Annotated in this window: 24 protein-coding genes; 15 read left to right on the top strand and 9 right to left on the bottom strand. The window is 68.8% G+C overall.

Going from position 1 to position 21,231, the window contains the following annotated elements:
- Position 1: 1 nt before the first annotated feature.
- Complete coding sequence (locus tag LCL61_RS17335) at positions 2-280, bottom strand: YggT family protein (protein ID WP_340687766.1); 279 nt, start codon at positions 278-280, stop codon at positions 2-4.
- Between the two features lie 432 nt (positions 281-712).
- Here LCL61_RS17335 and LCL61_RS17330 point away from each other — a divergent pair, with 432 nt between their 5' ends.
- From LCL61_RS17330 to LCL61_RS17320, 3 genes are all read left to right on the top strand, one after another.
- Positions 713-3,619, top strand: coding sequence for an AfsR/SARP family transcriptional regulator (locus LCL61_RS17330; RefSeq protein ID WP_340687765.1), 2,907 nt, complete (start codon positions 713-715; stop codon positions 3,617-3,619).
- Positions 3,620-3,700: 81 nt separating this feature from the next.
- Positions 3,701-3,823, top strand: coding sequence for a hypothetical protein (locus LCL61_RS17325; RefSeq protein WP_340687764.1), 123 nt, complete (start codon positions 3,701-3,703; stop codon positions 3,821-3,823).
- 53 nt (positions 3,824-3,876) lie between these two features.
- Positions 3,877-4,956 (top strand): SagB/ThcOx family dehydrogenase, encoded by a 1,080-nt coding sequence (locus tag LCL61_RS17320; protein ID WP_340687763.1) that lies wholly within the window; start codon positions 3,877-3,879, stop codon positions 4,954-4,956.
- Positions 4,957-5,136: 180 nt separating this feature from the next.
- Here LCL61_RS17320 and LCL61_RS17315 read toward each other — a convergent pair whose 3' ends face one another.
- The 3 genes from LCL61_RS17315 to LCL61_RS17305 are packed head-to-tail and all read right to left on the bottom strand — an operon-like array spanning position 5,137 to position 7,329.
- A complete protein-coding gene (locus tag LCL61_RS17315) occupies positions 5,137-6,297 on the bottom strand; it encodes an HNH endonuclease signature motif containing protein (protein WP_340688615.1) in 1,161 nt (386 codons plus the stop codon).
- A 26-nt stretch (positions 6,298-6,323) separates the two neighbouring features.
- Positions 6,324-6,911 carry a DUF305 domain-containing protein gene (locus LCL61_RS17310; RefSeq protein WP_340687762.1) on the bottom strand — a complete coding sequence of 196 codons (588 nt, stop codon included), beginning with the start codon at positions 6,909-6,911 and terminating at the stop codon, positions 6,324-6,326.
- Positions 6,912-6,957: 46 nt separating this feature from the next.
- Positions 6,958-7,329, bottom strand: a complete 372-nt coding sequence (locus LCL61_RS17305; protein ID WP_340687761.1) for a DUF6153 family protein — start codon at positions 7,327-7,329, stop codon at positions 6,958-6,960.
- Positions 7,330-7,476: 147 nt separating this feature from the next.
- Here LCL61_RS17305 and LCL61_RS17300 point away from each other — a divergent pair, with 147 nt between their 5' ends.
- Complete coding sequence (locus LCL61_RS17300) at positions 7,477-8,523, top strand: winged helix DNA-binding domain-containing protein (RefSeq protein ID WP_340687760.1); 1,047 nt, start codon at positions 7,477-7,479, stop codon at positions 8,521-8,523.
- Here LCL61_RS17300 and LCL61_RS17295 read toward each other — a convergent pair.
- Positions 8,516-9,673 carry an epoxide hydrolase family protein gene (locus LCL61_RS17295; RefSeq protein ID WP_340687759.1) on the bottom strand — a complete coding sequence of 386 codons (1,158 nt, stop codon included), beginning with the start codon at positions 9,671-9,673 and terminating at the stop codon, positions 8,516-8,518. The two genes, LCL61_RS17300 and LCL61_RS17295, sit on opposite strands and share 8 nt — an antisense overlap.
- A gap of 78 nt (positions 9,674-9,751) precedes the next feature.
- Between LCL61_RS17295 and LCL61_RS17290 the strand changes: the two genes are divergently transcribed.
- From LCL61_RS17290 to LCL61_RS17265, 6 genes are all read left to right on the top strand, one after another.
- Positions 9,752-10,144 (top strand): NUDIX hydrolase, encoded by a 393-nt coding sequence (locus LCL61_RS17290; protein WP_340687758.1) that lies wholly within the window; start codon positions 9,752-9,754, stop codon positions 10,142-10,144.
- A gap of 41 nt (positions 10,145-10,185) precedes the next feature.
- Positions 10,186-10,596 (top strand): hypothetical protein, encoded by a 411-nt coding sequence (locus tag LCL61_RS17285; RefSeq protein ID WP_340687757.1) that lies wholly within the window; start codon positions 10,186-10,188, stop codon positions 10,594-10,596.
- 290 nt (positions 10,597-10,886) lie between these two features.
- A complete protein-coding gene (locus LCL61_RS17280) occupies positions 10,887-11,330 on the top strand; it encodes a single-stranded DNA-binding protein (protein ID WP_219150473.1) in 444 nt (147 codons plus the stop codon).
- Positions 11,331-11,414: 84 nt separating this feature from the next.
- Positions 11,415-12,443 carry a polyprenyl synthetase family protein gene (locus tag LCL61_RS17275; RefSeq protein ID WP_340687756.1) on the top strand — a complete coding sequence of 343 codons (1,029 nt, stop codon included), beginning with the start codon at positions 11,415-11,417 and terminating at the stop codon, positions 12,441-12,443.
- A gap of 36 nt (positions 12,444-12,479) precedes the next feature.
- Positions 12,480-12,788: a cupin domain-containing protein gene (locus LCL61_RS17270; protein ID WP_125684180.1), complete on the top strand. Its 309-nt coding sequence runs from the start codon at positions 12,480-12,482 to the stop codon at positions 12,786-12,788.
- Between the two features lie 92 nt (positions 12,789-12,880).
- Positions 12,881-13,507 carry a TetR/AcrR family transcriptional regulator gene (locus LCL61_RS17265; RefSeq protein WP_340688614.1) on the top strand — a complete coding sequence of 209 codons (627 nt, stop codon included), beginning with the start codon at positions 12,881-12,883 and terminating at the stop codon, positions 13,505-13,507.
- Here LCL61_RS17265 and LCL61_RS17260 read toward each other — a convergent pair.
- Entirely contained in the window at positions 13,497-14,447 is a 951-nt protein-coding gene (locus tag LCL61_RS17260; protein ID WP_340687755.1) for a hypothetical protein, read from the bottom strand. The two genes, LCL61_RS17265 and LCL61_RS17260, sit on opposite strands and share 11 nt — an antisense overlap.
- A 278-nt stretch (positions 14,448-14,725) precedes the next feature.
- Between LCL61_RS17260 and LCL61_RS17255 the strand changes: the two genes are divergently transcribed.
- Positions 14,726-15,595, top strand: coding sequence for a hypothetical protein (locus LCL61_RS17255; RefSeq protein WP_425342050.1), 870 nt, complete (start codon positions 14,726-14,728; stop codon positions 15,593-15,595).
- Here LCL61_RS17255 and LCL61_RS17250 read toward each other — a convergent pair.
- Together LCL61_RS17250 and LCL61_RS17245 are read right to left on the bottom strand one after the other, a co-directional pair.
- Positions 15,592-16,155: a hypothetical protein gene (locus LCL61_RS17250; protein ID WP_340687753.1), complete on the bottom strand. Its 564-nt coding sequence runs from the start codon at positions 16,153-16,155 to the stop codon at positions 15,592-15,594. The genes LCL61_RS17255 and LCL61_RS17250 overlap by 4 nt on opposite strands.
- 57 nt (positions 16,156-16,212) lie before the next feature.
- The gene (locus LCL61_RS17245) at positions 16,213-16,725 is read right to left on the bottom strand and encodes a mycothiol transferase (protein WP_340687752.1); all 513 of its coding nucleotides are present in this window, start codon (positions 16,723-16,725) and stop codon (positions 16,213-16,215) included.
- Between the two features lie 98 nt (positions 16,726-16,823).
- Here LCL61_RS17245 and LCL61_RS17240 point away from each other — a divergent pair, with 98 nt between their 5' ends.
- Genes LCL61_RS17240 through recQ form a run of 3 tightly spaced genes read left to right on the top strand, consistent with a single transcriptional unit; the run spans position 16,824 to position 19,887 of the window.
- Positions 16,824-17,171 carry a metalloregulator ArsR/SmtB family transcription factor gene (locus LCL61_RS17240; RefSeq protein ID WP_340687751.1) on the top strand — a complete coding sequence of 116 codons (348 nt, stop codon included), beginning with the start codon at positions 16,824-16,826 and terminating at the stop codon, positions 17,169-17,171.
- A 10-nt stretch (positions 17,172-17,181) separates the two neighbouring features.
- On the top strand, positions 17,182-18,006 hold the full coding sequence (locus tag LCL61_RS17235; protein WP_340687750.1) for an SMI1/KNR4 family protein: 825 nt from the start codon (positions 17,182-17,184) through the stop codon (positions 18,004-18,006).
- 48 nt (positions 18,007-18,054) lie between these two features.
- A complete protein-coding gene (gene recQ, locus LCL61_RS17230) occupies positions 18,055-19,887 on the top strand; it encodes a DNA helicase RecQ (RefSeq protein ID WP_340687749.1) in 1,833 nt (610 codons plus the stop codon).
- Here recQ and LCL61_RS17225 read toward each other — a convergent pair.
- Positions 19,884-20,099, bottom strand: coding sequence for an antitoxin (locus LCL61_RS17225; protein ID WP_340687748.1), 216 nt, complete (start codon positions 20,097-20,099; stop codon positions 19,884-19,886). The genes recQ and LCL61_RS17225 overlap by 4 nt on opposite strands.
- A 153-nt stretch (positions 20,100-20,252) precedes the next feature.
- Here LCL61_RS17225 and add point away from each other — a divergent pair, with 153 nt between their 5' ends.
- A complete protein-coding gene (gene add, locus LCL61_RS17220) occupies positions 20,253-21,227 on the top strand; it encodes an adenosine deaminase (protein ID WP_340687747.1) in 975 nt (324 codons plus the stop codon).
- Positions 21,228-21,231: the final 4 nt, after the last annotated feature.

Here is a 21,231-nt window from a genome sequence, read left to right as displayed (position 1 = left end):
GTCAGAGGCTGAACGCGAGGGACTGCAGGAGAACGACCCCGAGGAACACGAGGGTGAAGGCGAGGTCGAACGCGACCCCGCCCGCCCGCACCGGGCGCACCACGCGGCGGACCGGCGCCAGCACGGGCTCGGTCAGCCGATGGGCGATCCCGCGAGCCCGGAAGGCCCAGCCGGGCGGACGGGTGGCGAGGTTGACGACCCAGTCGAGCACCATCCGGACGATGAGCACGATCAGGAACAGGGTGAGCAGGAAGCCCAGCAGATCACCTAGAGCACTCATGGCGGCACACTCCTCTTCGGTCCAGTGTGCCGCGCTTTGCTGGGAGCAACCTGTGACAGGAAGAAAGGGCTACCAGGGCGGTTGGCCACCCCCAGTTCGAAGGCCAACCGCCGCGGAGCCCCTACACACGGTTCGGCGCGCTGCCCCGTCGCGCCGACCCGCCAGCTGATGTCTTCAGCTTTCCAAGGCCCTGCATCGGAATTACATCGGCACTCCACCGCCGGGCGTCCGCGCAGTTCAGGGGCGGCCGGGCGTAGAATCGAACCGGTTTCAGGGGAGGCCCGCGCGCGCCCGTTAGGCCGAATGCCGTAGTGCGTCGCCCGCGCTGATCTGGCTGGAGGCCGAAGCGGTGGGTTAGGGTGCCGGTCAGCCGGCGAACGGACTGGAGGTAGTGCGTGAGCACGCTCACGGCCTCGGACGACATAGTCGCATATGACCGCTGATCGTTTACCCGATTCGGCGGGATCGCCCACCGGCCGGCCCTCCCAGCTCAGCTTCTCCGTTCTCGGCCCGCTCGAAGCCGAAGTCGACGGTGTCCCCGTCCGGCTGGGCGGACGCCGCGAACAGCGTCTCCTCGCCGCCTTGCTGATCAACGCGGGCAGGCTGGTCCCGGTGTCGTACCTGATCGGCACCATGTGGCCGGAGAATCCACCGAAGACCGCGGTCCGCCAGGTCAGCAACGCGATCGCGCGGCTGCGGCACGACCTCGGCGTGGCCAGGTCCGCCGTGGTCACCACCGGCTCGGCGTACCGCGTCGTCATCAGCAGCGCCTCGCTCGACTCGGTCCGCTTCGAAGCGGACTACAACCAGGGCGCCGAACTCCTGTCTGCCGGGCTGATCTCCCAGGCGGCCGCCAAACTGGCGGACGCGCTCTCGCTCTGGCGCGGCCCGGCGTTCGACGGCCTCGAAGGCGACGCCATCGAGCAGACCGCGCGACGGCTCGATGAAGAACGCCTGGCCGCCTGCGAGCTCCTGATCGGCGCCAGGCTCCGGCTCGGCGAAACCGAAGCGGCGGCTCGCGAGGCCTTCGACCTCGCCGCCTGGCATCCCACGCGCGAGACCCTGCAGTGCCTCACCATGCTGGCGCTCTACCGGGCGGGACGCGGCGCCGACGCGCTCCGGACGTTCGACCGGACCAGGGTCGCGCTCGCCGAGGAGCTCGGCGTCGACCCGAGCGCCGAACTGAGCGCGCTCCACCAGCAGATCCTGCGCGCCGACGCCGAGCTGATGACCGACAGCGCCCTCGTCCGGTACGGCGTCGGCGGGCTCCGGGCCGGAATGGACACCGGCGGACGTCGCGAGGACGCGGACGCGCAGAAGGCGCTGTTCCCCCGCCCCGCGCAGCTTCCCGCGGACCTCCCCGCGTTCGGTGGCCGTGCCGCGGAACTGCGGACCGTCCTCGAGATCGGCCAGGCAGGCTCCTCGGCGGGGCCGAGGCTGATCGCGATCGACGGGATGCCCGGTGTCGGCAAGACCGCGCTGGCCGTCCACGCCGCACACCGGCTCGCGCCGCTGTTCCCCGACGGGCAGCTCTTCGTGAACCTCGAAGGATTCTCGCCCGCGGGCGACCCGGTCGACCCTGGGGCCGCGCTCGAGGCGCTGCTGCGATCGCTCGGCATCCAGGGTTCGGACATTCCCACCGGGACCGAACAGCGCGCGGCGCTCTTCCGGAGCTGCCTCGCCGGCAAACGCGTGCTTCTGGTGCTGGACAACGCCATCGGGGCGACGCAGGTGAACCCGCTGCTGCCCGGTTCGGCGAGCTGCTGCGTGCTGATCACCAGCCGCACCCGGCTCGTGGACCTCGACGGCGCCGAACTGCTCTCGCTGGAACCGTTCAGCCGGGCCGACGCCGTGGAACTGCTCGGCCGGATCGTCGGGCCTTCGCGGTTGAGAAGGGAATCCCCGGACGCGGCCGACCAGGTCGCCAGCCTGTGCGGTGATCTCCCGCTCGCGCTGGCCGTCACGGCGAGCAGACTGCGTGCGCGGGCATCGTGGACGCTCGACTTCGTCGCCAGGCAGCTGCGCGACGAACGGAACCGGTTCGGCGAGCTCACCGCCGGGGAACGCGACGTCGCGGGCGCGTTCCGGGTGTCCTATCTGAACTTGACCGAGACCGAGCGCCGGGTGTTCCGCCGGCTGAGCCATCATCCCGGTGCCGCTTTCGACCTCCATTCGACGGCGGCCTTGGCGGAAGTGAGCCTCGGCGAGGCCCGCCGCCTCGCCGAACGCCTCGTCGACGTGAACCTCCTGCGCCAGCCGTCGATGGACCGGTACGAGATGCACGACCTGCTCCGCAGCTACGGTCGCGAACTCCTGCTCGCCGAAGAGCCCGAGCACCAGCGCGAGGCGATGATGCGGCGGCTGTTCGACTACTACCGCAGCACCGTCGCGGCCGCGATGGAGTTCATCGACCCGGACTCCGAAGACGAGCCGGGTGGCCTCGAGGTCCCGAAGAGCGAGTTCGGACAGTCCTTCGCCGACTACGACCAGGCGGCGCACTGGATGGACGCGCAATGGCAGAACGTGCTGCCGGTGGCCGTCGCGATGAACAACCACCAGCAGTACTCCGACCTCGTGCCCTTCTGTTCGGCGGTGTGGCGCTACTTCGACAACCGCGGCTACTACCGGCAGGCCAGGGAGCTGGAGACCCTCGCCCTCTCCGCGGCGCGGGTCACCGGGAACGTGGTCCTCGAGTACCAGGCCCTGCACATGTACGCGCTGACCCTGTGGCGGCTCAACGAGTTCACCGAAGCGAACCGGCTGTTCAACGAGGTGTTCGAACTGGCCGCGACCACCGGCGACATCCGGATGCAGTGCCGGGCCAGGGGCAACTCGGGGGTCACCCACTGGCTCAAGGGCGAGTCGGACGAGGCCATCGAACACCTCGGCTGGGTCCGCGAGACCGCCCATGCCCATGGCAGTGTCCTCATCGAAGCCCGCGCCAGGCACCGGATCGGGCTGATCCACACCGAGAACAGGCGCTATCCCGAAGCCGCCGAGGAACTCGACCAGGCACTGAGGCTGGCCCAGGAGAACGAATCACCCGATCTCGAGGCGGAATGCTTTCTCGCCCTCGGTATCAATTCGCGCGGACTCGGTGACGGTGTGCTCGCGGTCAGTCAGTTGACGACCGCGGTCGAAGTGCTCGAATCGACCGGGAATCGCAGCATGCTGCCCATCGCCCACAAGGAGATGGCGTTCGCGTTCGACATTCTCGGTGAGCGACTGAATGCGGACCGTCATCGCCGGTTCGCATTGCGCCTCTACACCGATCTCGGCATTTCGGAGTCGCCAGAGGTTCGCGAACTCAAACAGCGCCTGAGCGATTACTCGGCGTAATTCTCCGTTCCGCTCCGGTACCCTGTTGGCGTAGGTATATTCGCTTGACCGGAGTAACCGCTCACGGAGAGGATCGGCGACATGCACGATGAAGACGACGACGAGTTCTTGTACGAACTCGAAGCGGAGTACAAGGCGCAGAGCACCTGGGGCGGGTTCGAGCCGCCGCCGCACGGCGGGCCTCCTTTCCGCTCGCGACACTGAATGACCAGACGTATTCGGAAAGTATTACTGGGGACTGGGGCACAAGACATTCGATGCTGGTCAGGGTTTCCTCATGCGGAACGCTTTATTGGTCCGATGGTGACGTCGTCTGGGACGACCACCTCGGCCATCGCCAGCTGAAACTCGCCGAAGGAACCGAACGCGTCCTGCGCTGGTTCAGTTCTTGGCGAGAACCGGAATCGATCCGCACCGCGGACGAGAATCCCGAGACCGGGGAAAGGCTCGTCCGTATCGCGCGAGCGATGATCCGGTACGACGTGCTGGTGGTCAAAGGTTCTTCCCGGCAACAACGGGAAGAGGAGATCCTTCGGGATTGGGGGCCTTGGGGAACGTCCGCGCGGGCGTTTCACTTCGGTACCCGCTCCTTGCGGGAGACCGAGTTCACGACCAGCGAAATGACGGCGAAAACCTTGCTGGAGAAGGCGAAGGCCAGTCCTCCGCCTTCTCCGGTGAGGCCTTCCGGCGAGCACGACGCGATAGCGCTGCCCGAACCGTCACCGGAACCCTTGAACGCGATCGCCTTGGGCGACGCACTGAACCAACGCAGAAGTGTCCGCGAGTTCGGCGAAGAACCCTTGCGGCTGCGCGATTTGAGCACACTCCTCACCGCGGCCCGGCCGACGAGGCCGGAAACGCATTCCGACATCCCCGCCACCGGGAACGTCTTCAAGACGAGCCCGTCGGGCGGAGCCCGGCATCCGACAGAGGTGTACGTCTACGCGAGGAACGTCGAGGGCCTGGATCGGGGGGCCTACCACTACGACGGTTTCCGGCACAGCCTCACGCCACTGGACGCCAAGATCGACGACGACGAACTCACCGCGCTCGCCGGCGACCAGCAGTGGACCCGGAAGGCCGGCGCGCTGCTGATCTACACCAGCGTCATCGAGCGGAACCAGTGGAAGTATCCGGTGAGCCGCACCTATCGGGTGCTGCTGATGGACGTCGGCCACCTGAGCCAGACCGTGTACCTGATGGCGACCGCGCTGGGACTGAACGTCACGTTCACCGCGGCGCTTCGCGACGAACTGGTCGAGGATCTTCTCGGCTGCGATCCGGCCAACGAACTGGTGCTGGGCATGTCGGTGGTGGGCACCCGCCTGAATGACTGAAGGCTTTGCCGTATTTCGGCGACGGCGCTTCGCTTCGTGGCCCCGTTGTGGATGGTGCGGCCGCAGTCGCATTGAGATCTCAGGGGCCTACTCACCCAGCTCAGCCATGGCCGTATCCCGGCGACCAGGCCGGCGCCGATCGTCGCGGACACGGGGCCGTGGTCGTTTTTCGGCGACGGTTCAGAAGGGTGGTTGCTCGGTGCGGGGTTCGTGTAGTGGCGGTGGTGTGCTGTCGTAGCTGTGTCCGGTGGGGGTGGTGATGGTGAGGGTGCCGTCGGCGGTTAGGTGGTAGGTCCAGCCGGGTTCGTCTTTGAGGCGGTGGTCGCGGCGACACAGGTCGACCAGCTCAGTATCGGCGGTGTGGCCGCCGTGCTGCCAGGGCAGCGAGTGGTCGAGGTCGCAGGCTTGGGCGATGCGGTGGCAGCCGGGTCTTCGGCATTCCCGGTCCCGGACTCGCACGAACTCGTCCAGCCCGGCGGTGGGCCGGTACCGGTCGCGGCCCAGGTCGAGGACCTGCCCCGACAGGGGGTCGGTGATGATCCGCCGCAATACCGTGTCCGGGCCGGACGCGATGTGCCGGGCCAGTGAGGCCGGGATGTGCCCGTGCCCGGCCAGCTCGGCCGGGTCCTCGTTCAGTCCCAGGTAGGTGTTGAGGTCCATGTAGAGGAACACCTCGCACCGCTCGGTCTTGCCGCCCTGGCCGCCCAGCAGAAGGTCGAGGGCGACGTCGGCGCGGAGCTGATCCAGGGTGCGGGTCTCGTCGCCGGTGTTGAGGGCGCGTGCCTCTCGGTCGATCCGGGTGTAGGCGGCGGTGACTTTCTCGACGGGGCCGTCTTCGATCTCGATCGAGGCGACCCCGGTCTCGCCGTGCCGGATCGACAACCGGCGCCCGGCGCGGTGCCGCTCCGCGCGTCGGGCGGCGCCGTCACGGTCGGCCATCACCGCCGCATGGTTGGCCGCTTTCCGGATCTGGTCGGAGTTCCGGCCGGGCAGCCGGTCTTCCAGCACCGCGTCCACCGCACGCGCGTCGTCGTCGGACAGCCACGCGGTGACGGTGGCGACTTTCATCGCCCCGTAGCCGCCCACCTGTCCGCGGTCCAGCAGCCCCAGTGTTCGGGGCAGGCGGGTGGTCAACGCCGCCGCCGTCGACACCAGACCGGCCGCGTGACCATCCACAACGGACAGCGCGAACGCGACCTCCTGCACCACACTCGACACCCCGCCACGGTGCCGGTTCAGCTGCGCGAGCGCACGGAACCGGACCGCCTCCAACCGTGCGATCCCTTCCGATGCCGCGACAGCGGCGTCGACAGCATCGCCGTCNTCCGATCTGGGCCGGATGACCCGGCCCGCGCCACCGTCCCGGCTCAGCCGAGCAGCGCGCGCATCTCGGTGATCTCGGCCTGCTGACCGTCGATCACCTTCTGCGCCAACGCCTTCACCTCGGCGTTGCTGCCCTGCTGCAAGGCGGTCTTCGCCATCTCGAGCGCACCTTCGTGATGTTTGACCATCATTTCGAGCCACTGCTTGTCGAACGCGGCGTCCTTGGCTTTGCCGAGTTTCGCGAGATCGTCCTCGGTCATCATGCCGGACGCCGAGCCGTGTCCGGAGTGCTCGCCCGACGGCGCGACTCCCCAGCCTTTCAGCAACCCGGTCAGCTGCTGGATCTCCGGATCCTGCGCCTTCTGGATCCGCGCGGCGAGATCGACGACCTTCGCGTTCTTGGTGCGGCCGTCGACGAGTTTCGCCATCGCGAGCGCCTGTTCGTGGTGCGGGATCATCCCTTGCGCGAACGTGACGTCGGCCTGATTGTGGCCGGTCTGCTGGGGATCCGGCGCCTTCACCGTGGACATGCCGTGTCCGGTGGAAGCGGTGTCGGAGCTGGCACAGCCGGTGAGCACGGCGAAGGAGGCCAGGGCGGCGAGCGCGGCCCCGACCAGTTTCCTGCTGGTCATGGTTCTTCCTCTGATCGGTTTCGGGCAGGGCGGACGAACCCGCCTGTCACACCCGCAACACGCAAAGAAGCGACAATCTTTCGGGTACCGGTCTCCAGCGCGGCGGATCACGGCCCGACGCCGAGCCGCCGCGCGGGCGCGACTTCCAGGTCGCCACCGTCCGTCCATTCCGGATGAGCAGCCAGGAGACGATCAGGAGCACGGCCGCGGCGAGTATCGCGAGACACAGGTGCAGTCCACTGTGTCCACCGTCGTCGTGCGAAGACGTGTCCGCGCAGCACGGATCCGCCATCGCGACGGCGGAGTGCCCCGCGTCGTGGCCGGACTCGGCGACGACGTGGTGCATACCCACCAGACCCAGCGCCACCACGCACAACAACAGCCACCGCAGGGCGGCCGGGTACGAGGTCTGGGTCACGGCTCCACCGTAGCCGGATTCGGCGCGCCGCCGGACGGTGGGGTTTCCCGCCGGAAGCAGTGCCGGGAGCCTTCCCTGCGTATCTGCGTGCCTGCGCAGGCCAGGAGGCGACACCGGGCCAGTGCACGCCCGTGAGATCGTCAGCGGGTGACGCTGTCCGACGACGACCTCCGTGCCGTCCGCGCCCACGCGCAATTGCTGACCGCGCCGGCCGCGGACGTGCTCGCCGTGGTCGGCTCCGTCGCCGCGGTCCAGGCACAGTCGACGCTCGCTGCCCGCCTCGCGATCCGGGTCCGGAGCCGGGGTCTGACCGCTCCGGACATCGAGGCGTCCCACGCGGTCACGCGCACCTGGCTGATGCGCAAGACGCTCCATCTCGTGCCGACAGCGGATCTCCGGTGGCTGAACCGGCTGTTCGGCCCGCGCAACGCCCAGGCGGGGCAGGGACGGCGCAGGCAACTGGATCTCACCGACGAACTCTGCGAACGCGCGCTCGGGAAACTCCAGGATCTCCTGCCGGGCAAGGCACTCACTCGGCGGGAGATCCTGGACGGCCTGGCCGCCGAGGGCATCGAGCTCGACGCGAAATCTCAGGCACCGGCCCATCTCCTGGCGTACGCGGCCAACCGCGGACTGCTGTGCCGAGGCCACGACGCCGGGACGGAGCCGACGTACGTGCTCCTCGACGAACGGGTCACCGAGAGCCGCACGCCGGACGAACCGCATACGGAACTCGCCCACCGCTACCTGACCGCCTATGGCGTCGCGACCGCCGAGGACTTCAGCGCTTGGTCCGGGCTCCCGATCGGCCTCTGCCGCAAGGCTTTCACCGCGCTGGACCTCGTTCCCGTCGGCAAACGCTTCGCCCTCTCGGAGACCGAGCTGTCCGCTCCCCCGTGCCCCCCGCGCCTGCTCGGCGCTTTCGACACGTACCTGCTGGGCTACCGCGACCGCGATCTGCTCCTCGACCCGGCCGAGGCGAAACGCGTCAACTCCGGCGGCGGGATGATCGCGCCGACCGTGCTGATCGACGGCCGGACCGCCGGAACGTGGCACACCAAGCGGACCGCGAAGCTGACGAAGGTCGTCGTGGAGCCCTTCGCCACGCTCCCGCGGTCCGCCATCGCCGGCCTGGAGTCCGAAGTGGACGATTACGGCCGCTTCCTCGGGGAGACGGCCGTGCTCGTCAGTTGAGGGACCGGAAGAACTCCCGCACGTCCGCGACCAGGATCTCGGGTTCTTCCAACGCCGCGAAGTGCCCGCCGCGATCGACGTCGGTCCACCGCACGATCGTGTGGGCGTCCTCGGCGTACCGCCGGATCCCGACGTCGTGCGCGAAGATCAGCGCCGCCGTCGGCACGCCGGAGTTCTTCTCGACGGCTCCCCAGGTCTCCGCCTGCGCGTAGCCGACGTACGCGGACGAAGCCGCCGTGCCGGTGAGCCAGGTGAACATCACGTTGGTCAGCAACCGGTCCTTGCCGATGATCTCTTCCGGCAACGTCGGGCGCGGATGCGTCCACTCACGGAACTTGTCCATGATCCAGGCCAGCTGCGCGACCGGGGAGTCCACGAGTCCGTAGCCGAGCGTCTGCGGCCGCGTCGACTGGATCGCGATGTAGCCGAACTCCTCCTGCATGAAGGCCCCGATCCGCTTGACGCGATCGCGTTCGACGTCGGTGAGCGAGGCGAGTTCCCCCTCCGGCATGGACATCGGCGGCATCGGGGTCAACCCGCCGTTGACGTGCACACCGATCACCTTGTCCGGCGCGGACCTGGCCACCTCCGGTGACACGGAAGCGCCGAGGTCGCCGCCCTGCACGCCGTAGCGTTCGTACCCGAGCCGTCGCATCAGTTCCGCCCATGCCCGGCCGATCCGCGGCATGGTCCAGCCGGAATCCGAGACAGGGCCGGAAAAACCGAAACCGGGCAGCGACGGGATCACGAGGTGGAACGCGTCCGCCGGGTCGCCGCCGTACGCCTTCGGATCCGTGAGCGGGCCGATGACGTCGAGGAACTCCACCACCGAACCCGGCCAGCCGTGCGTGAGGATCAGCGGTGTCGCGCCGGCTTCGGTCGAGCGGACGTGCAGGAAGTGGATCCGCTGGCCGTCGATGACCGTGGTGAACTGCGGATGGCGGTTGATCTCCCGTTCGGCGGCACGCCAGTCGTAGCCGTCGCGCCAGTATTCGGCGAGTCCGCGCAGCCACGCCACCGGCACTCCGGTGTCCCAGCCGTCGCCGGGAAGCGGAGCGGGCCAGCGCGCGCTGTCGAGCTTCGCGTGCAGCTCGTCCAGCTGCTCCTGCGGGATGTCGAGGCGGAAGGGGCGGATCTCGGTGTTTTCCATGAAGCCCACGTTACGAGGCATTGCGGACAGTTTCGGTCCTCAATCAAGGGCGCATCTCAGGTACGGGAAGATGCGCTCGTGACGGACAAGTACTTGGCCTACGGCAGGCTCATCCGCGACGGGAAGATCCTGTTCATCCGGCGGCGGCCGGGGTCCTTCCTGGGCGGCCGCTGGGAATTGCCGGGCGGGACCGTCGAGCCGGGCGAGCGGCCCGACGAGACCGTGGTCCGCGAGTTCGCCGAGGAGACCGGGCTGGCCGTCCACGTGACCGGCGAACGCGGCACCCACAGCTGGGACGACGTCGCGGGCAGGCCGATGCGGATCCACGCCACGGTGTACGCGCTTTCCGAAGAGACCGCGGGCGAGGTCGTGCTCGATCCCGGGGAACACGACGCTTTCACCTGGTACACCCGCGAAGAGGCAGCGGGACTCGAACTCGCCGATCACTTCCGGCGAGCGCTCGAAGGCTGATGCCGGGACCCGTCCCGGCCGGCCTTTTCTATGCTCCTGGCATGCTCCGACGCCTTTTGCCGGCTCTGGCAGCGCTCGCTGTAGTGGCGGGCTGCGGTTCGAACTCACCCGAGCCGCCGAAGCCCGCGGACGGCGGCGACCTCGACGCCTGCTCCGACGGCGTCTGCGAGGTCGGCGCGCCGCCGGGCGGCAGGATGACGTTTCCCGAGGAGACGAGGGTCGAGTCCCTGACCGTCCGATCCGTCGAGGAGAGCACGGTCGTCCTGGTCGCCCGCGGCATCGGCTCCCGGAGCGGCGGCACCTGCACCGGCAAGAGGTGCGAGGCGTCGGCCAGCGGTCTCGACTTCACGGCCACCCTCGGGCCGGACAGCACCGTCACCTACAACGACCTCTCCATCGACCTGCTCGGCGTGAGCGACGGCGCCGCCATCCTCCGGATCAAACCGCTGTGACCTTCGCTCCGCCCGGCGAAGCAGCTCACTGACTGGCACGGCGACGAGGCGACGCGGAGTATCCGGTACGGCGCGATGTTCAGTCCACATGCGACGGTCACTGTGGACGGGGTCGTGGCCGCCCGGATGTCATGAAAGGGTCGTTCAGGACACTTTTCGTCTTGAACGACCCTTTCATGACATCCGGGCGCCGCGGGACGCCGGGAAACTGTCGTACCCCGGTGGTCTCCTCTACACAGGCGACAGCGGACCCGGCCGGGTCCGCGCGCGGACCCGAGGAGGAAAGCCCCATGGCCGGAGAAACGGTGCTCACGGTGATCGGCAACCTGACGACCGACCCGGAGCTGAAGTTCACCCCGTCCGGAGCGGCGGTCGCGAACTTCACGGTCGCGTCGACACCACGCGTCCTGGACCGCGCGAGCGGGGAATGGCGCGACGGAGACCCGCTGTTCCTGCGCTGCGCACTGTGGAAGCAGGCCGCGGAGAACCTGGCCGAATCCCTCACCAGAGGGACGAGGGTCATCGTGCAGGGCAGGCTGAAACAGCGATCGTTCGAAACCAAGGAAGGCGAGAAGCGCACGGTGGTGGAGCTCGACGTCGACGAGATCGGCCCGTCGCTGCGGTATGCCACGGCGAAGGTGAACAAGGCGGGCCGGAGTTCGGGCGGCACGCCGTCGGACGGGGCCTGGGAGCGAACGCCGGTGCCCGCCGGAAACCCGGAGCCGCCCTTCTGACCCGGCGGTTCCCCTCTCGGGAGGGAGCGATCTCCCTCCCGGGCGCCATGCGGCCGCGAACCTCCGGCTCGGATGCTGGAGGTCGTGAACACGACCACGATCGTCACGGAACTCGGCCTGGACCCGGTCGTCGAGCGGCACGTGGAGTTCGCCGCCGAACTCCGCACCGGGCTCGCCCGGGTCGAAGAGAGACTTCAGGAGGTGTTGCGCAGCCCCGGTCATCCGGAGCTCACCGAAGCCGCCACCCATCTCGTCCGCGCGGGTGGGAAGAGGCTGCGTCCGTTGATGGCGTTGGCCGCTGCGGCGTTCGGCGACGGGCGAGGCGACGCGATCTCGGCGGCCGCCCTCGTCGAACTCGTGCACGTCGCGACGCTCTATCACGACGACGTCATGGACGAGGCGCCGATGCGGCACGGGGTCACCAGTGCGAACTCCTTGTGGGGCAACAAGAAAGCCGTCCTGATCGGAGACTACGTGCTCGCCTGCGCGGCACGGGTCGGCGCCGGCCTCGGCGACTACGCGCTGCGGTCGCAGGCGAAGACCTTCGGCAGGCTCGTGCGCGGCCAGTTCCTCGAGACGACCTGGCCGTTCGAGGACTGTGGCCGTCACGCGCCATACGAACACCACATCCAGGTGATGGCCGACAAGTCCGCGTCATTGATCGCGATGGCGGGCAGGCTCGGCGCACAGGTATCGGGAGCGGATGAGCGGACCATCGAAACGTTGGGCCAGTACGGCGAACTGATCGGGGTGGCGTTCCAGATCTCCGACGACGTCCTCGACATCTCCGCGTCCACCACCGACCTCGGCAAGTCCGCGGGCACGGACCTCCGTGAAGGCGTCGTCACCTTGCCGATGCTCCACGCGCTCGACGACGAGGGGCCCGGCGCCGCTCGCTTGCGCGAGATCATCGGTCACGGACCGGTTTCCGATCCGGTGGTCCGCCAAGAGGCGCTCGGGCTCCTGCGCGAATCCGCCGGTGTCGTGCGCGCACTCGCCGAAGCGCACGGATACGCCGCCAAGGCGAGGGACCTCGCGCTCGGCCTCCCCGACCGGCCCGCCAGGGCGCTGCTCGCCGGCCTTTCGGCATTCGTCGTCGACCGCGGCGAGTAGGCCCACGGCACCCGTGACCAGGGCTACAGTGGCGGAATGACCACCGAAACCCTGGGAAATGTCGAAGGCCGCGACATCGGCTCCGGAGTCTCGATCATCCGCGAGCGGACCGACGTCGACGGTTCCGGCCCGAGGCTGCACCAGCATCCGTACCGCGAGACGTTCGTCGTCATCCGCGGCCGGGCCAGGTTCACCATCGGGGACACCGAACGCGAAGGAGGGGCGGGTGACGTCCTGGTCGTGCCCGCGGAGACCCCGCACAAGTTCGCCGTGATCGGGCCGGAAATCTACGAAGCCGTCCACATCCACGAGAGCGACCATTTCATCACCGAGTGGCTCGAGTAATTCTGTCGGGCGCAAGAAAACCCTTTCCCGGGCTAGAATCCGACGACGTGCTCGCGGACGGCGGGCACCCGAGGCGACGGGAACCGGGAACTGTGACCGACGTGGCGGGCCGCAGCGGGGACGAGACCCGCACGGTGGACAGGTTCGGCCAACGGCGCGCGCAGCTGGCGAGGTCGGCGCTGGTCACGTTGTCCGAGCTGGGCTACGCGCGCACGAGCCTGCGGGAGATCGCGCAGAACTCCGAGTTCTCCCACGGGGTCCTGCACTACTACTTCCGTGACAAGGCCGAGCTGATCACCTACTGCGTCAAGCAGTACAAGGCCGAATGCGTCACCCGGTACGACCGGATAGTCGAAACCGCGGAAACGGCCGAAGAACTGAGAACGGCCTTCGGTGCCGCGACGGCGGCCACGCTGCGGGAAAACGCGCGGCTGCACCGGCTCTGGTACGACCTGCGCAACCAGAGCCTGTTCGAGAAGCTGTTCCAGGCCGACGTTCTCGCCATCGACGAGACCCTCGAACTGATGATCTGGCGGGTCGTCTCCCGGTACGCGGAACTACTGGGCAAGCCGACGGATTTCTCCCCGTCGACGACGTATGCGCTCTTCGACGGCCTGTTCCAGCAAGGCCTGCTGAAACACCTCGCCGGCCGGGAGGACGCGGCGAGGTGCCTTCAGGATTCGGTGGAGCAGGTACTGGCCCGGCTCTTCACCACTTGATCGTCGGGTACCAGATGACGCCCGTCCGGCCCAGCACGCGCAGATCCCAGTACAGCAGCGTGAACGTGCCGGCGACCAGCAGCGCGGCACCGGTCACCACGGCGATCCTGGTGGGCTTCGCGAGCATCCATCGCTGCAGCCGCCCGCCCGTGCCGTGCGTGAGCAGAAGGAACAACAGCGCCATCACCAGGATGTTGCCGACCGACTGCAGGGCGAAGGCGGCGGCGCCGTAGAACACGTTGTGGCTTTCGGCCGCGCTGCGGAACATCATCCGGAACAGCGGGAACGGCCTGCCGATCAGGAAACCGCCGATGAGCGCGCCCATCAGCACGAGCGGCGTGTGCGGGAACCGGCGGGTGAGCCCGGCGATCGGGTTGCGGACGATACCGACGGAAGCCAGGCCCAGCACGATGAACACGATCCCGATCACGCCGTAGACGATCATCGACTGGATGTTCCGCGGGGTGAGCCCACCGGATGACGAAGCCGTCGAGAACTGCGGCATCCGTGTGCCGACCAGCGCGACGATGACGCCGTACACCACGGAAACCGTCAGCATTCCCGCGGCGATCCAGCCCAGCGGCTTCAGTGTGTCCGTGAACTTCGGCCGCCCGGTGGTTCGTCCGCCGACGAGCGGGGCGACGGCGCCGAAAGCGGCGATGTTGCACGCGGTGAACGTTCCGGCCAGCCCCGAGACGAACGCGAAGAACGTTCCGGCCAGCACTCCGCCGATCGGGGTCGCCTTGGCGTCGTGTCCCAGCAGGGTGTTGGCGACGCTGTCACCGATCACACTGTCCACAAAGGGCGCCGACCAGACCACGGTCAGCGCGAATCCCGCCAGGACGGACCAGAGGACCACCCGCCATCGGTGTTCCGGATACGGTCCGGAACCGAGGAAACTCGCCTGCGGTGAGACGGGAACGTGTTCGGTGACGGACATTCGGTGCCTCCAGCGGCCGATGGCTTCCCCTGATCCCATCGTTGTTCCGCCATCGGGAGGAAGCCACCTCCAAAGTGCCGATCTTGTCTTGGTCCGACCGGCTCCGGGCAACCCGGATTCACCGGTCCGGCGGGTGCCGCCGAAACGCCCGATCCGCTAGGCGCCGAGTAGCTCCGAAAAGGTGAAAGCTCCGGAATCTCGTGGGATCATCATCGGAGGTGTACGGCAGCATGGCCACCCGATCCGGCCTTGACCGGCCACTGACCCTGCGGAGGGCGATGGACTTCGACGAGGTCGCGGACGAGCTCTACGCCGGCGATCCGGCCGAGTTCGTGTCGGTGCGCAACCAACGGGCGAAAGAGGCCAAGGCAGCGGGGGACCCCGCCTTGGCCGAGCGCATCCGCGCCCTGCGGAAGCCCACGCTCGCGGCCTCGATCCTCAACCGCCGGGCCGGCTCCCCTGAGCTGGCGGAACTGGCCAGGCTCGGTGACGATCTGCGCAAGGCGCATTCGGCGCTGGCAGGCGAGGATCTGCGCAAACTCGCCCGGCGGCGGCAGGAGCTGGTGAACCGGATCCTGCGGGACGAACGTTCGATGAGCGAGCCGGTCGCCCGTGAGGTCGAAGCCACCCTCGAAGCCGTCGTGGCCGATCCCGAGGTCGCGGCGCTCGCACTCGCCGGGCGGCTGAGCAGCGGGGCGGACAGCACGGGTGACCAGTGGCTGACCAGCGGGTTCACCCCGCAACCGAAGCGGAAGCCCGCGCCGGAGCGGGAGAAACCGGCCACCGTGTCGCATTTGGACGATCGGCGGAAGGCGAAGCGGCAAGCCGCCGAGAAGGCCGAGCAGGAGCGGATCGACAAGGCCCGCGAGGAGGCCGAACGCGAACAGAAGCGGGTGGCGGAGTTCAACCGGCTCCGGCGCGAGGCCGCCGAGCTCGCGAAGGCCTGCAAACAGGCCGAGATCGACGTGGCGCGCGCCGAACGCCGGGCGGAGAAGGCCACGGAGAGGGCGAACGACCTCCGGCGGCGGCTCGCCGACGCCGAACTCGAGGAAGAAACGGCGAACGAGGAGACCACGGCCGCGCAGACCGTCTTGGACGATCTGCGCGCCGAAGCCGAGCGGATCGACGAAGCCCTCGAGCAGTTCTAAGCAGGCTGCCGGCCACGAACCCGCGTGGCGGTCACCCGGCGTCCGTACGGGGTCTTGCCGCCCGGCTTGAACACCGACAGCACGGTCATGATCACGTACATCGTCGTGGACACGATGATCGGGTAGAACCCGTCCACGCGCCGCCCCGCCTCCACGAACACACCATCCAAAGTGGACTCTGCGGCGGCCGCCAGTTCCCGGATGCCCGGAAGCAGCGAGAAGAGCGTCAGCCCGGCGGCGATCAGGGTCAGGACCAGTTTGATCGCGACCCACTTGTACCGGATCAGGCCCCATTTCGTGCCGAGGCCGAGCACGATCCCGCTGACCAGGGCGGTCATGCTGACCGGCAGCAGGAGATAGCCACCGATCTGCTCCATCATCAGGATGGCCGCGTGCTGGCGGCGGGGGTCGTCGGTGAACACGGAGGTGATGGTCAGGACCGCGTTCACCATGGTGATCCCGAGCCAGCCGAGTGACGAAACGACATGGACGACGAGGACGAGTTTCCGCCACCGCGGGGTGAGCGTCATCGGCGGTCGCCGCACTGTGGAAGTACTCATGCGACCAGTGTTTCCGCGGGCGGCGTTCCCGTCGTCCGTCGTGGAGCGGCACCTCGCCTACGTATCGCGGAGTACGAGCCCTCGGACGTACGCCGCCTGCCCGGCGTGCTGGAGATCGTCGGAAAGCACGCTGACCAGGCGAACCCCGAGAGTGACGGGCGGATCCCATGCCTCGTCGACGATACGGTCGAGGTCGGCTTCGCCGAGTCCGGCGGCCCATGCCGTCGTCGCTTCGTGCACCGCGTCGTAGTAGCCGGTCAGCAGGTCGGCGGAGCCGGCACGAACGGCCTCGACGTCCTCGGGGCGATGTCCGTATCCGATGTCCGACGCCGGGAAAGGCAGCGAGAAGCGGCCCATCCAGTCCTGCGCGGTCCAGATCTGCTCGGTACCCATCAGGTCGGCGACGTGATCGTCCTGCACCCGGGTCAGATGCCAGACCAGCCAGGCGATCGTGTTCGCACCCGGCGCCGGGCTCGCGGTCAACTGGTCGGCGCTCAACCCCTCGACGGCGTCGTGCACGACCTCTTGGACGCGGCCGAACCCGTCGGCCACCACTTCGGCCAGTTTCATCGAATCCCCTTCCTGCGTCCCCGCCCACGATGCCACCGCAAGGTGACCCCTGCCTTACAACCTTGACTTATATAAGCCCACGCCGTGATAGTTGCCGGATGCACGCGTTCGACGTCCTCGGGGACCCGGTGCGCCGCCGGATCCTGGAACTGCTGGCGGGCGGGGAACAGAGTTCCGGCGACGTGACCACGGTGGTCCGCGCCGAGTTCGGGATCTCGCAACCCGCGGTCTCCCAGCATCTGCGCGTCCTGCGCGAGAACGGCTTCACCACTGTCCGCGCCGAGGGCGCGCGACGGCTGTACTCGGTCGATCCGGGCCCGCTCAAGGAGATCGACGGCTGGCTGGACCAGTACCGGCGGTTCTGGACCGGTCCGCTCGACGCGCTCGCCACCGAGATCGCGCGCGGCCGCCGTGAACGCCGGAAGGCCGCCGAAGACGGCGACTAGGGTCGGCCCCATGCGCAAGGGGTGGGGGCGTGCCGCCGTGATCGCCGTAGCGAGTGTCGTCATCGTGCTGGGGCTCGTTTTCGCGGTCACGGTGCGTGGCGGGCAGGACAAGGGAGCGCAGTGGTACCCGGCGGCCCCGCCGACGACACCACGTACGCCGTCCTACTCGACCGCCGCGCCCGCGCCCACGACCCGGCCGACGCTCACCGTCGACAGCGGCTGCCGCCTGGGACAGGGCCCGGCCGCGCTCGATCCGGTCCCCGAGGCGACCACCCGCCGGGTGAACGCCGCCTGGGAGCGCGTCGAGCGGTGGCTCAAGGCCCACGCGCCGACGACGGCGGCGAGCCTCCGCCCGCCCGCGACGCTCGCACGGATCGCCCAGGCACAACGGGAGACCGGCATCCCCTTGCCCGCCGAACTCGTCGCCTTCCTGCTTCGGCACGACGGCGTTTCGGGCATCGGCGAAAGTTTCGCCCTGCCCCCGTTCCACCACCTCGCTTCCACCGAAACCATCGCGAGCCAAGCGAAGGTCATGTGCGACGTGCTGATCTCGAGCGGGCTGGACGACAACGTCGGCCACTGGTGGCACGGGCGGTTCCTGCCCGTCGCCGTCGACGGCGGTGGCGACGGGCTCTTCCTCGACCAGCGCACCGGCACCGGGCGGCTCGGCGACTGGAACCACGAGGGTTCGGTGAGCTTCGATCACCGGCCCGCGACCCTGACCGGACTGCTGGAGCAGACCGCGACCGCGCTCGAGACCGGCGGGCCCGTCGACGGCGGCTACCGGCCGGTCGTCACCGGAAACCGGGCGCTGGACTGGGAGTTCCCGCGCTGAGGTGCGCGGGCGCGTCGACTGTCGGACCCCGCCCCTAGAATCGTCCGGGTGGCAGTCCCCGACATCGGTACCTCGGAAGCCCTCGAAACGCTGAACCGCGTCTTCGGCTACGACGACTTCCGCGGCGACCAGCACGCCATCGTCGAACACGTCATCGCAGGCGGTGACGCGCTCGTCCTCATGCCCACCGGCGGCGGCAAGTCGCTGTGTTACCAGATCCCGGCGCTGGTGCGGCCGGGCGTCGGCGTGGTGATCTCCCCCTTGATCGCGCTGATGCAGGACCAGGTCGACGCGCTGCGCAACCTCGGCGTCCGCGCGGGTTTCCTCAACTCGACACAGGACTACGCCGAGCGGAACAGGGTCGAGGCCGCGTTCGTCGCCGGCGAGCTGGACCTGCTGTACCTGGCACCCGAGCGGCTCTCGGTGGAGTCGACGGTGCGGCTGCTCGACCGCGGCAAGATCTCGCTGTTCGCGATCGACGAGGCGCACTGCGTCTCCCAGTGGGGTCACGACTTCCGCCCCGACTACCTGATGCTGTCCGCGGTGCACGAGCGCTGGCCGGACGTGCCGAGGATCGCGCTCACCGCCACCGCCACCAAGGCGACGCACGCCGAGATCGCGTCCCGGCTCAACCTGGAGGACGCGCGGCATTTCGTCGCGAGCTTCGACCGGCCGAACATCCAGTACCGGATCGTCGGCAAGAACTCGCCGCAGCGGCAGCTGCTGGAGCTGCTGCGCACCGAGCACAAGGGTGACGCGGGGATCGTCTACTGCCTGTCGCGGAACTCGGTCGAGAAGACCGCGGATTTCCTGGTGGAGAACGGGATTCCGGCGGTGCCGTATCACGCCGGGCTGGACGCGCGGACCCGCGCGAAGCACCAGTCGCGGTTCCTGCGCGAGGACGGGCTGATCGTCGTCGCGACGATCGCGTTCGGCATGGGTATCGACAAGCCCGACGTACGGTTCGTCGCGCATCTGGACCTGCCGAAGTCCGTCGAGGGCTACTACCAGGAGACCGGCCGCGCGGGCCGTGACGGGCTGCCGTCGACGGCGTGGCTGGCGTACGGCCTCCAGGATGTCGTCCAGCAACGCAAGATGATCGACATGTCGGAGGGGTCCGACGCGCACAAGCGGCAGCTGAGCGCCCACCTCAACGCGATGCTGGCGCTGTGCGAAACGGTCGAATGCCGTCGTGTGCAGGTGCTGAACTATTTCGGGCAGCGGAGCGAGCCCTGCGGCAACTGCGACACCTGCCTGGCGCCGCCGGAGACCTGGGACGGCACGATCCCGGCGCAGAAGATCCTGTCGACCATCGTCCGGCTGCAGAACGAGCGGCGCCAGAAGTTCGGCGCGGGGCAGATCATCGACATCCTGCTCGGCAAGTCGACGCCGAAGGTGACCCAGCACCGGCACGATTCCCTGAAGGTCTTCGGGATCGGCACGGAGCTGAAGGAGCCCGAGTGGCGGGCCGTGGTGCGGCAGCTGCTTGCGCAGGGGCTCGCGGCGGTCGAGGGCGACTACGGCTCGCTCGTGCTGACCGAGGGCAGTGCCGAGGTGCTGAACGGGGAGCGGAAGGTCCAGCTGCGGCGCGAGCCGGAGCGGGTGGCGAAGGCCGCGGCCCGGTCCAGCGCGAAGAAGGCCGCGGCCGCCGACATGCCGGCCGAGGCGGCGCCGGTGTTCGAGCTGCTGCGGTCGTGGCGGGCCGCGGCGGCGAAGGAGCAGGGAGTGCCCGCGTACGTGATCTTCCACGACGCGACCCTGCGCCAGATCGCCACCAAACGGCCCACCACGCTGCAGGAGCTGGGTACCGTCAGCGGGGTCGGCGAGAACAAGCTCGCCAAATACGGCGAGCAGATCCTCGAGACGCTCGCTGAAGCTTAGGGCTGGTAGGGGCGTCGCGGCCGCCCGGTCATCCCGTCGACCTTGCGCACCGCGCCGTCGATCTGGCTGTGGTACTTGCCCTTGGTCTTGTGGTCGACGAAGGTCGCGGCCTTGTTCACGACCTTGGAGACCTTCTCGGGGTTCTTCCGCACGTAGGCGCGCACGGCCCCGGCGGTGCCGGCCAGGGCGGTCAACTTCCGCAGTAGAGGCACTGTGGTCCCTTTCCTCGGGGTCGTCTGGTGTCCTGCTCAACGACCGGTGGTGCCCCGGGGGTTCCCCGCGGCGAGCCGAATCACTCATTTCGGATATCCGGCCGCCGGAAAACCGGGCGCGAGACGAGGGCCGTGACCGCTAACTTGGTGCTCATGCGGGATCTTTCTCTGCTGCCCAAGGCGCATCTGCACGTCCACCTGGAAAGCACCATCCGGCCGGACACGCTCCGTGACCTCGGCGAGGCGAACGGCGTCGCGGTACCCGCGGAACAACCCGTGTTCGACGGCTTCCGTGCGTTCGGTGACTACAACGGGCTGCTGCGGTCCTGCCTGCGGAGGCCCGAGGACTTCGAACGGGTGGCGCGCGAGTTCTGCGAAGACCAGGTCGCGGACGGCGTCCGCTACGCCGAGGTCACCTTCACGGCGGCTTCGCACGGCGAACGACTGGGAGAGCCGGACATGCCGCTGGCGTCCGTCCTCAAAGGACTCTCGGTGGGGGCGGCCGAGTACGGGCTCCACTGGCGGGTGCTGCTGGACCACTCGCGCCGCCGGTCGGTCGAACGCGCCCGGCTCACCCTCGGCCTGGCACGCCGGTACGCGCCGGACGGGGTGTTCGCGATCGGGCTCGCCGGGGAGGAGAAGTACCCGCTCGCGCCGTTCGCCGGGATCTGCGACGAGGCCGAGGAGGCGGGGCTGCACCTGATCCACCACGCGGGCGAGGACGCCGGCCCGGCGAGCATCCGCGAGGCCCTGGAGGTCGGTCACAGCGAACGGATCGGCCACGGCATCCGGATCCTGGAGGACGTCGCGCTGGTCGCCGAGGTGCGGGAACGCGGTATCGCGCTGGAGGTCTGCCCGTCGTCGAACGTGACGCTCGGGCTGGTTCCCGCGTTCGAGGAGCACCCGCTCCCCCGGCTGGTCGACGCCGGGCTCGTGGTCACGCTCAGCACCGATGTCCCTTCGGTCACCGGGACGACGCTGACCGACGAGTTCCTGCGCACTCGCGAGGCGTTCGCCTACGACGACCTCGCGCTCGCGGGCCTCGCCAGGGCGTCCGTCGACGCGTCCTTCGCATCCGCCGAACTCAAACGTTCGATCCACCAAGAGATCGACGCCTGGCTGGCCTGACGCC

Source organism: Amycolatopsis coloradensis, assembly GCF_037997115.1.
In the GTDB taxonomy this organism is placed as follows: domain Bacteria; phylum Actinomycetota; class Actinomycetes; order Mycobacteriales; family Pseudonocardiaceae; genus Amycolatopsis; species Amycolatopsis coloradensis_A.
This window is presented reverse-complemented; position numbering and strand designations above follow the sequence as displayed.

What these genes read in the sequence shown, in the direction of transcription:
- LCL61_RS17330 (WP_340687765.1), top strand. Translation starts at nt 713, where the DNA reads ATGACCGCTGATCGTTTACCCGATTCGGCGGGATCGCCCACCGGCCGG.
- LCL61_RS17335 (WP_340687766.1), bottom strand. Translation starts at nt 280, where the DNA reads ATGAGTGCTCTAGGTGATCTGCTGGGCTTCCTGCTCACCCTGTTCCTG.
- LCL61_RS17310 (WP_340687762.1), bottom strand. Translation starts at nt 6,911, where the DNA reads ATGACCAGCAGGAAACTGGTCGGGGCCGCGCTCGCCGCCCTGGCCTCC.
- LCL61_RS17260 (WP_340687755.1), bottom strand. Translation starts at nt 14,447, where the DNA reads ATGTCCGTCACCGAACACGTTCCCGTCTCACCGCAGGCGAGTTTCCTC.
- LCL61_RS17270 (WP_125684180.1), top strand. Translation starts at nt 12,480, where the DNA reads ATGACCACCGAAACCCTGGGAAATGTCGAAGGCCGCGACATCGGCTCC.
- LCL61_RS17325 (WP_340687764.1), top strand. Translation starts at nt 3,701, where the DNA reads ATGCACGATGAAGACGACGACGAGTTCTTGTACGAACTCGAAGCGGAG.
- add (WP_340687747.1), top strand. Translation starts at nt 20,253, where the DNA reads ATGCGGGATCTTTCTCTGCTGCCCAAGGCGCATCTGCACGTCCACCTG.
- LCL61_RS17245 (WP_340687752.1), bottom strand. Translation starts at nt 16,725, where the DNA reads ATGAAACTGGCCGAAGTGGTGGCCGACGGGTTCGGCCGCGTCCAAGAG.
- LCL61_RS17295 (WP_340687759.1), bottom strand. Translation starts at nt 9,673, where the DNA reads ATGGAAAACACCGAGATCCGCCCCTTCCGCCTCGACATCCCGCAGGAG.
- LCL61_RS17255 (WP_425342050.1), top strand. Translation starts at nt 14,726, where the DNA reads ATGGACTTCGACGAGGTCGCGGACGAGCTCTACGCCGGCGATCCGGCC.
- LCL61_RS17250 (WP_340687753.1), bottom strand. Translation starts at nt 16,155, where the DNA reads ATGAGTACTTCCACAGTGCGGCGACCGCCGATGACGCTCACCCCGCGG.
- LCL61_RS17235 (WP_340687750.1), top strand. Translation starts at nt 17,182, where the DNA reads ATGCGCAAGGGGTGGGGGCGTGCCGCCGTGATCGCCGTAGCGAGTGTC.
- LCL61_RS17320 (WP_340687763.1), top strand. Translation starts at nt 3,877, where the DNA reads ATGCTGGTCAGGGTTTCCTCATGCGGAACGCTTTATTGGTCCGATGGT.
- LCL61_RS17285 (WP_340687757.1), top strand. Translation starts at nt 10,186, where the DNA reads ATGCTCCGACGCCTTTTGCCGGCTCTGGCAGCGCTCGCTGTAGTGGCG.
- LCL61_RS17280 (WP_219150473.1), top strand. Translation starts at nt 10,887, where the DNA reads ATGGCCGGAGAAACGGTGCTCACGGTGATCGGCAACCTGACGACCGAC.
- LCL61_RS17240 (WP_340687751.1), top strand. Translation starts at nt 16,824, where the DNA reads ATGCACGCGTTCGACGTCCTCGGGGACCCGGTGCGCCGCCGGATCCTG.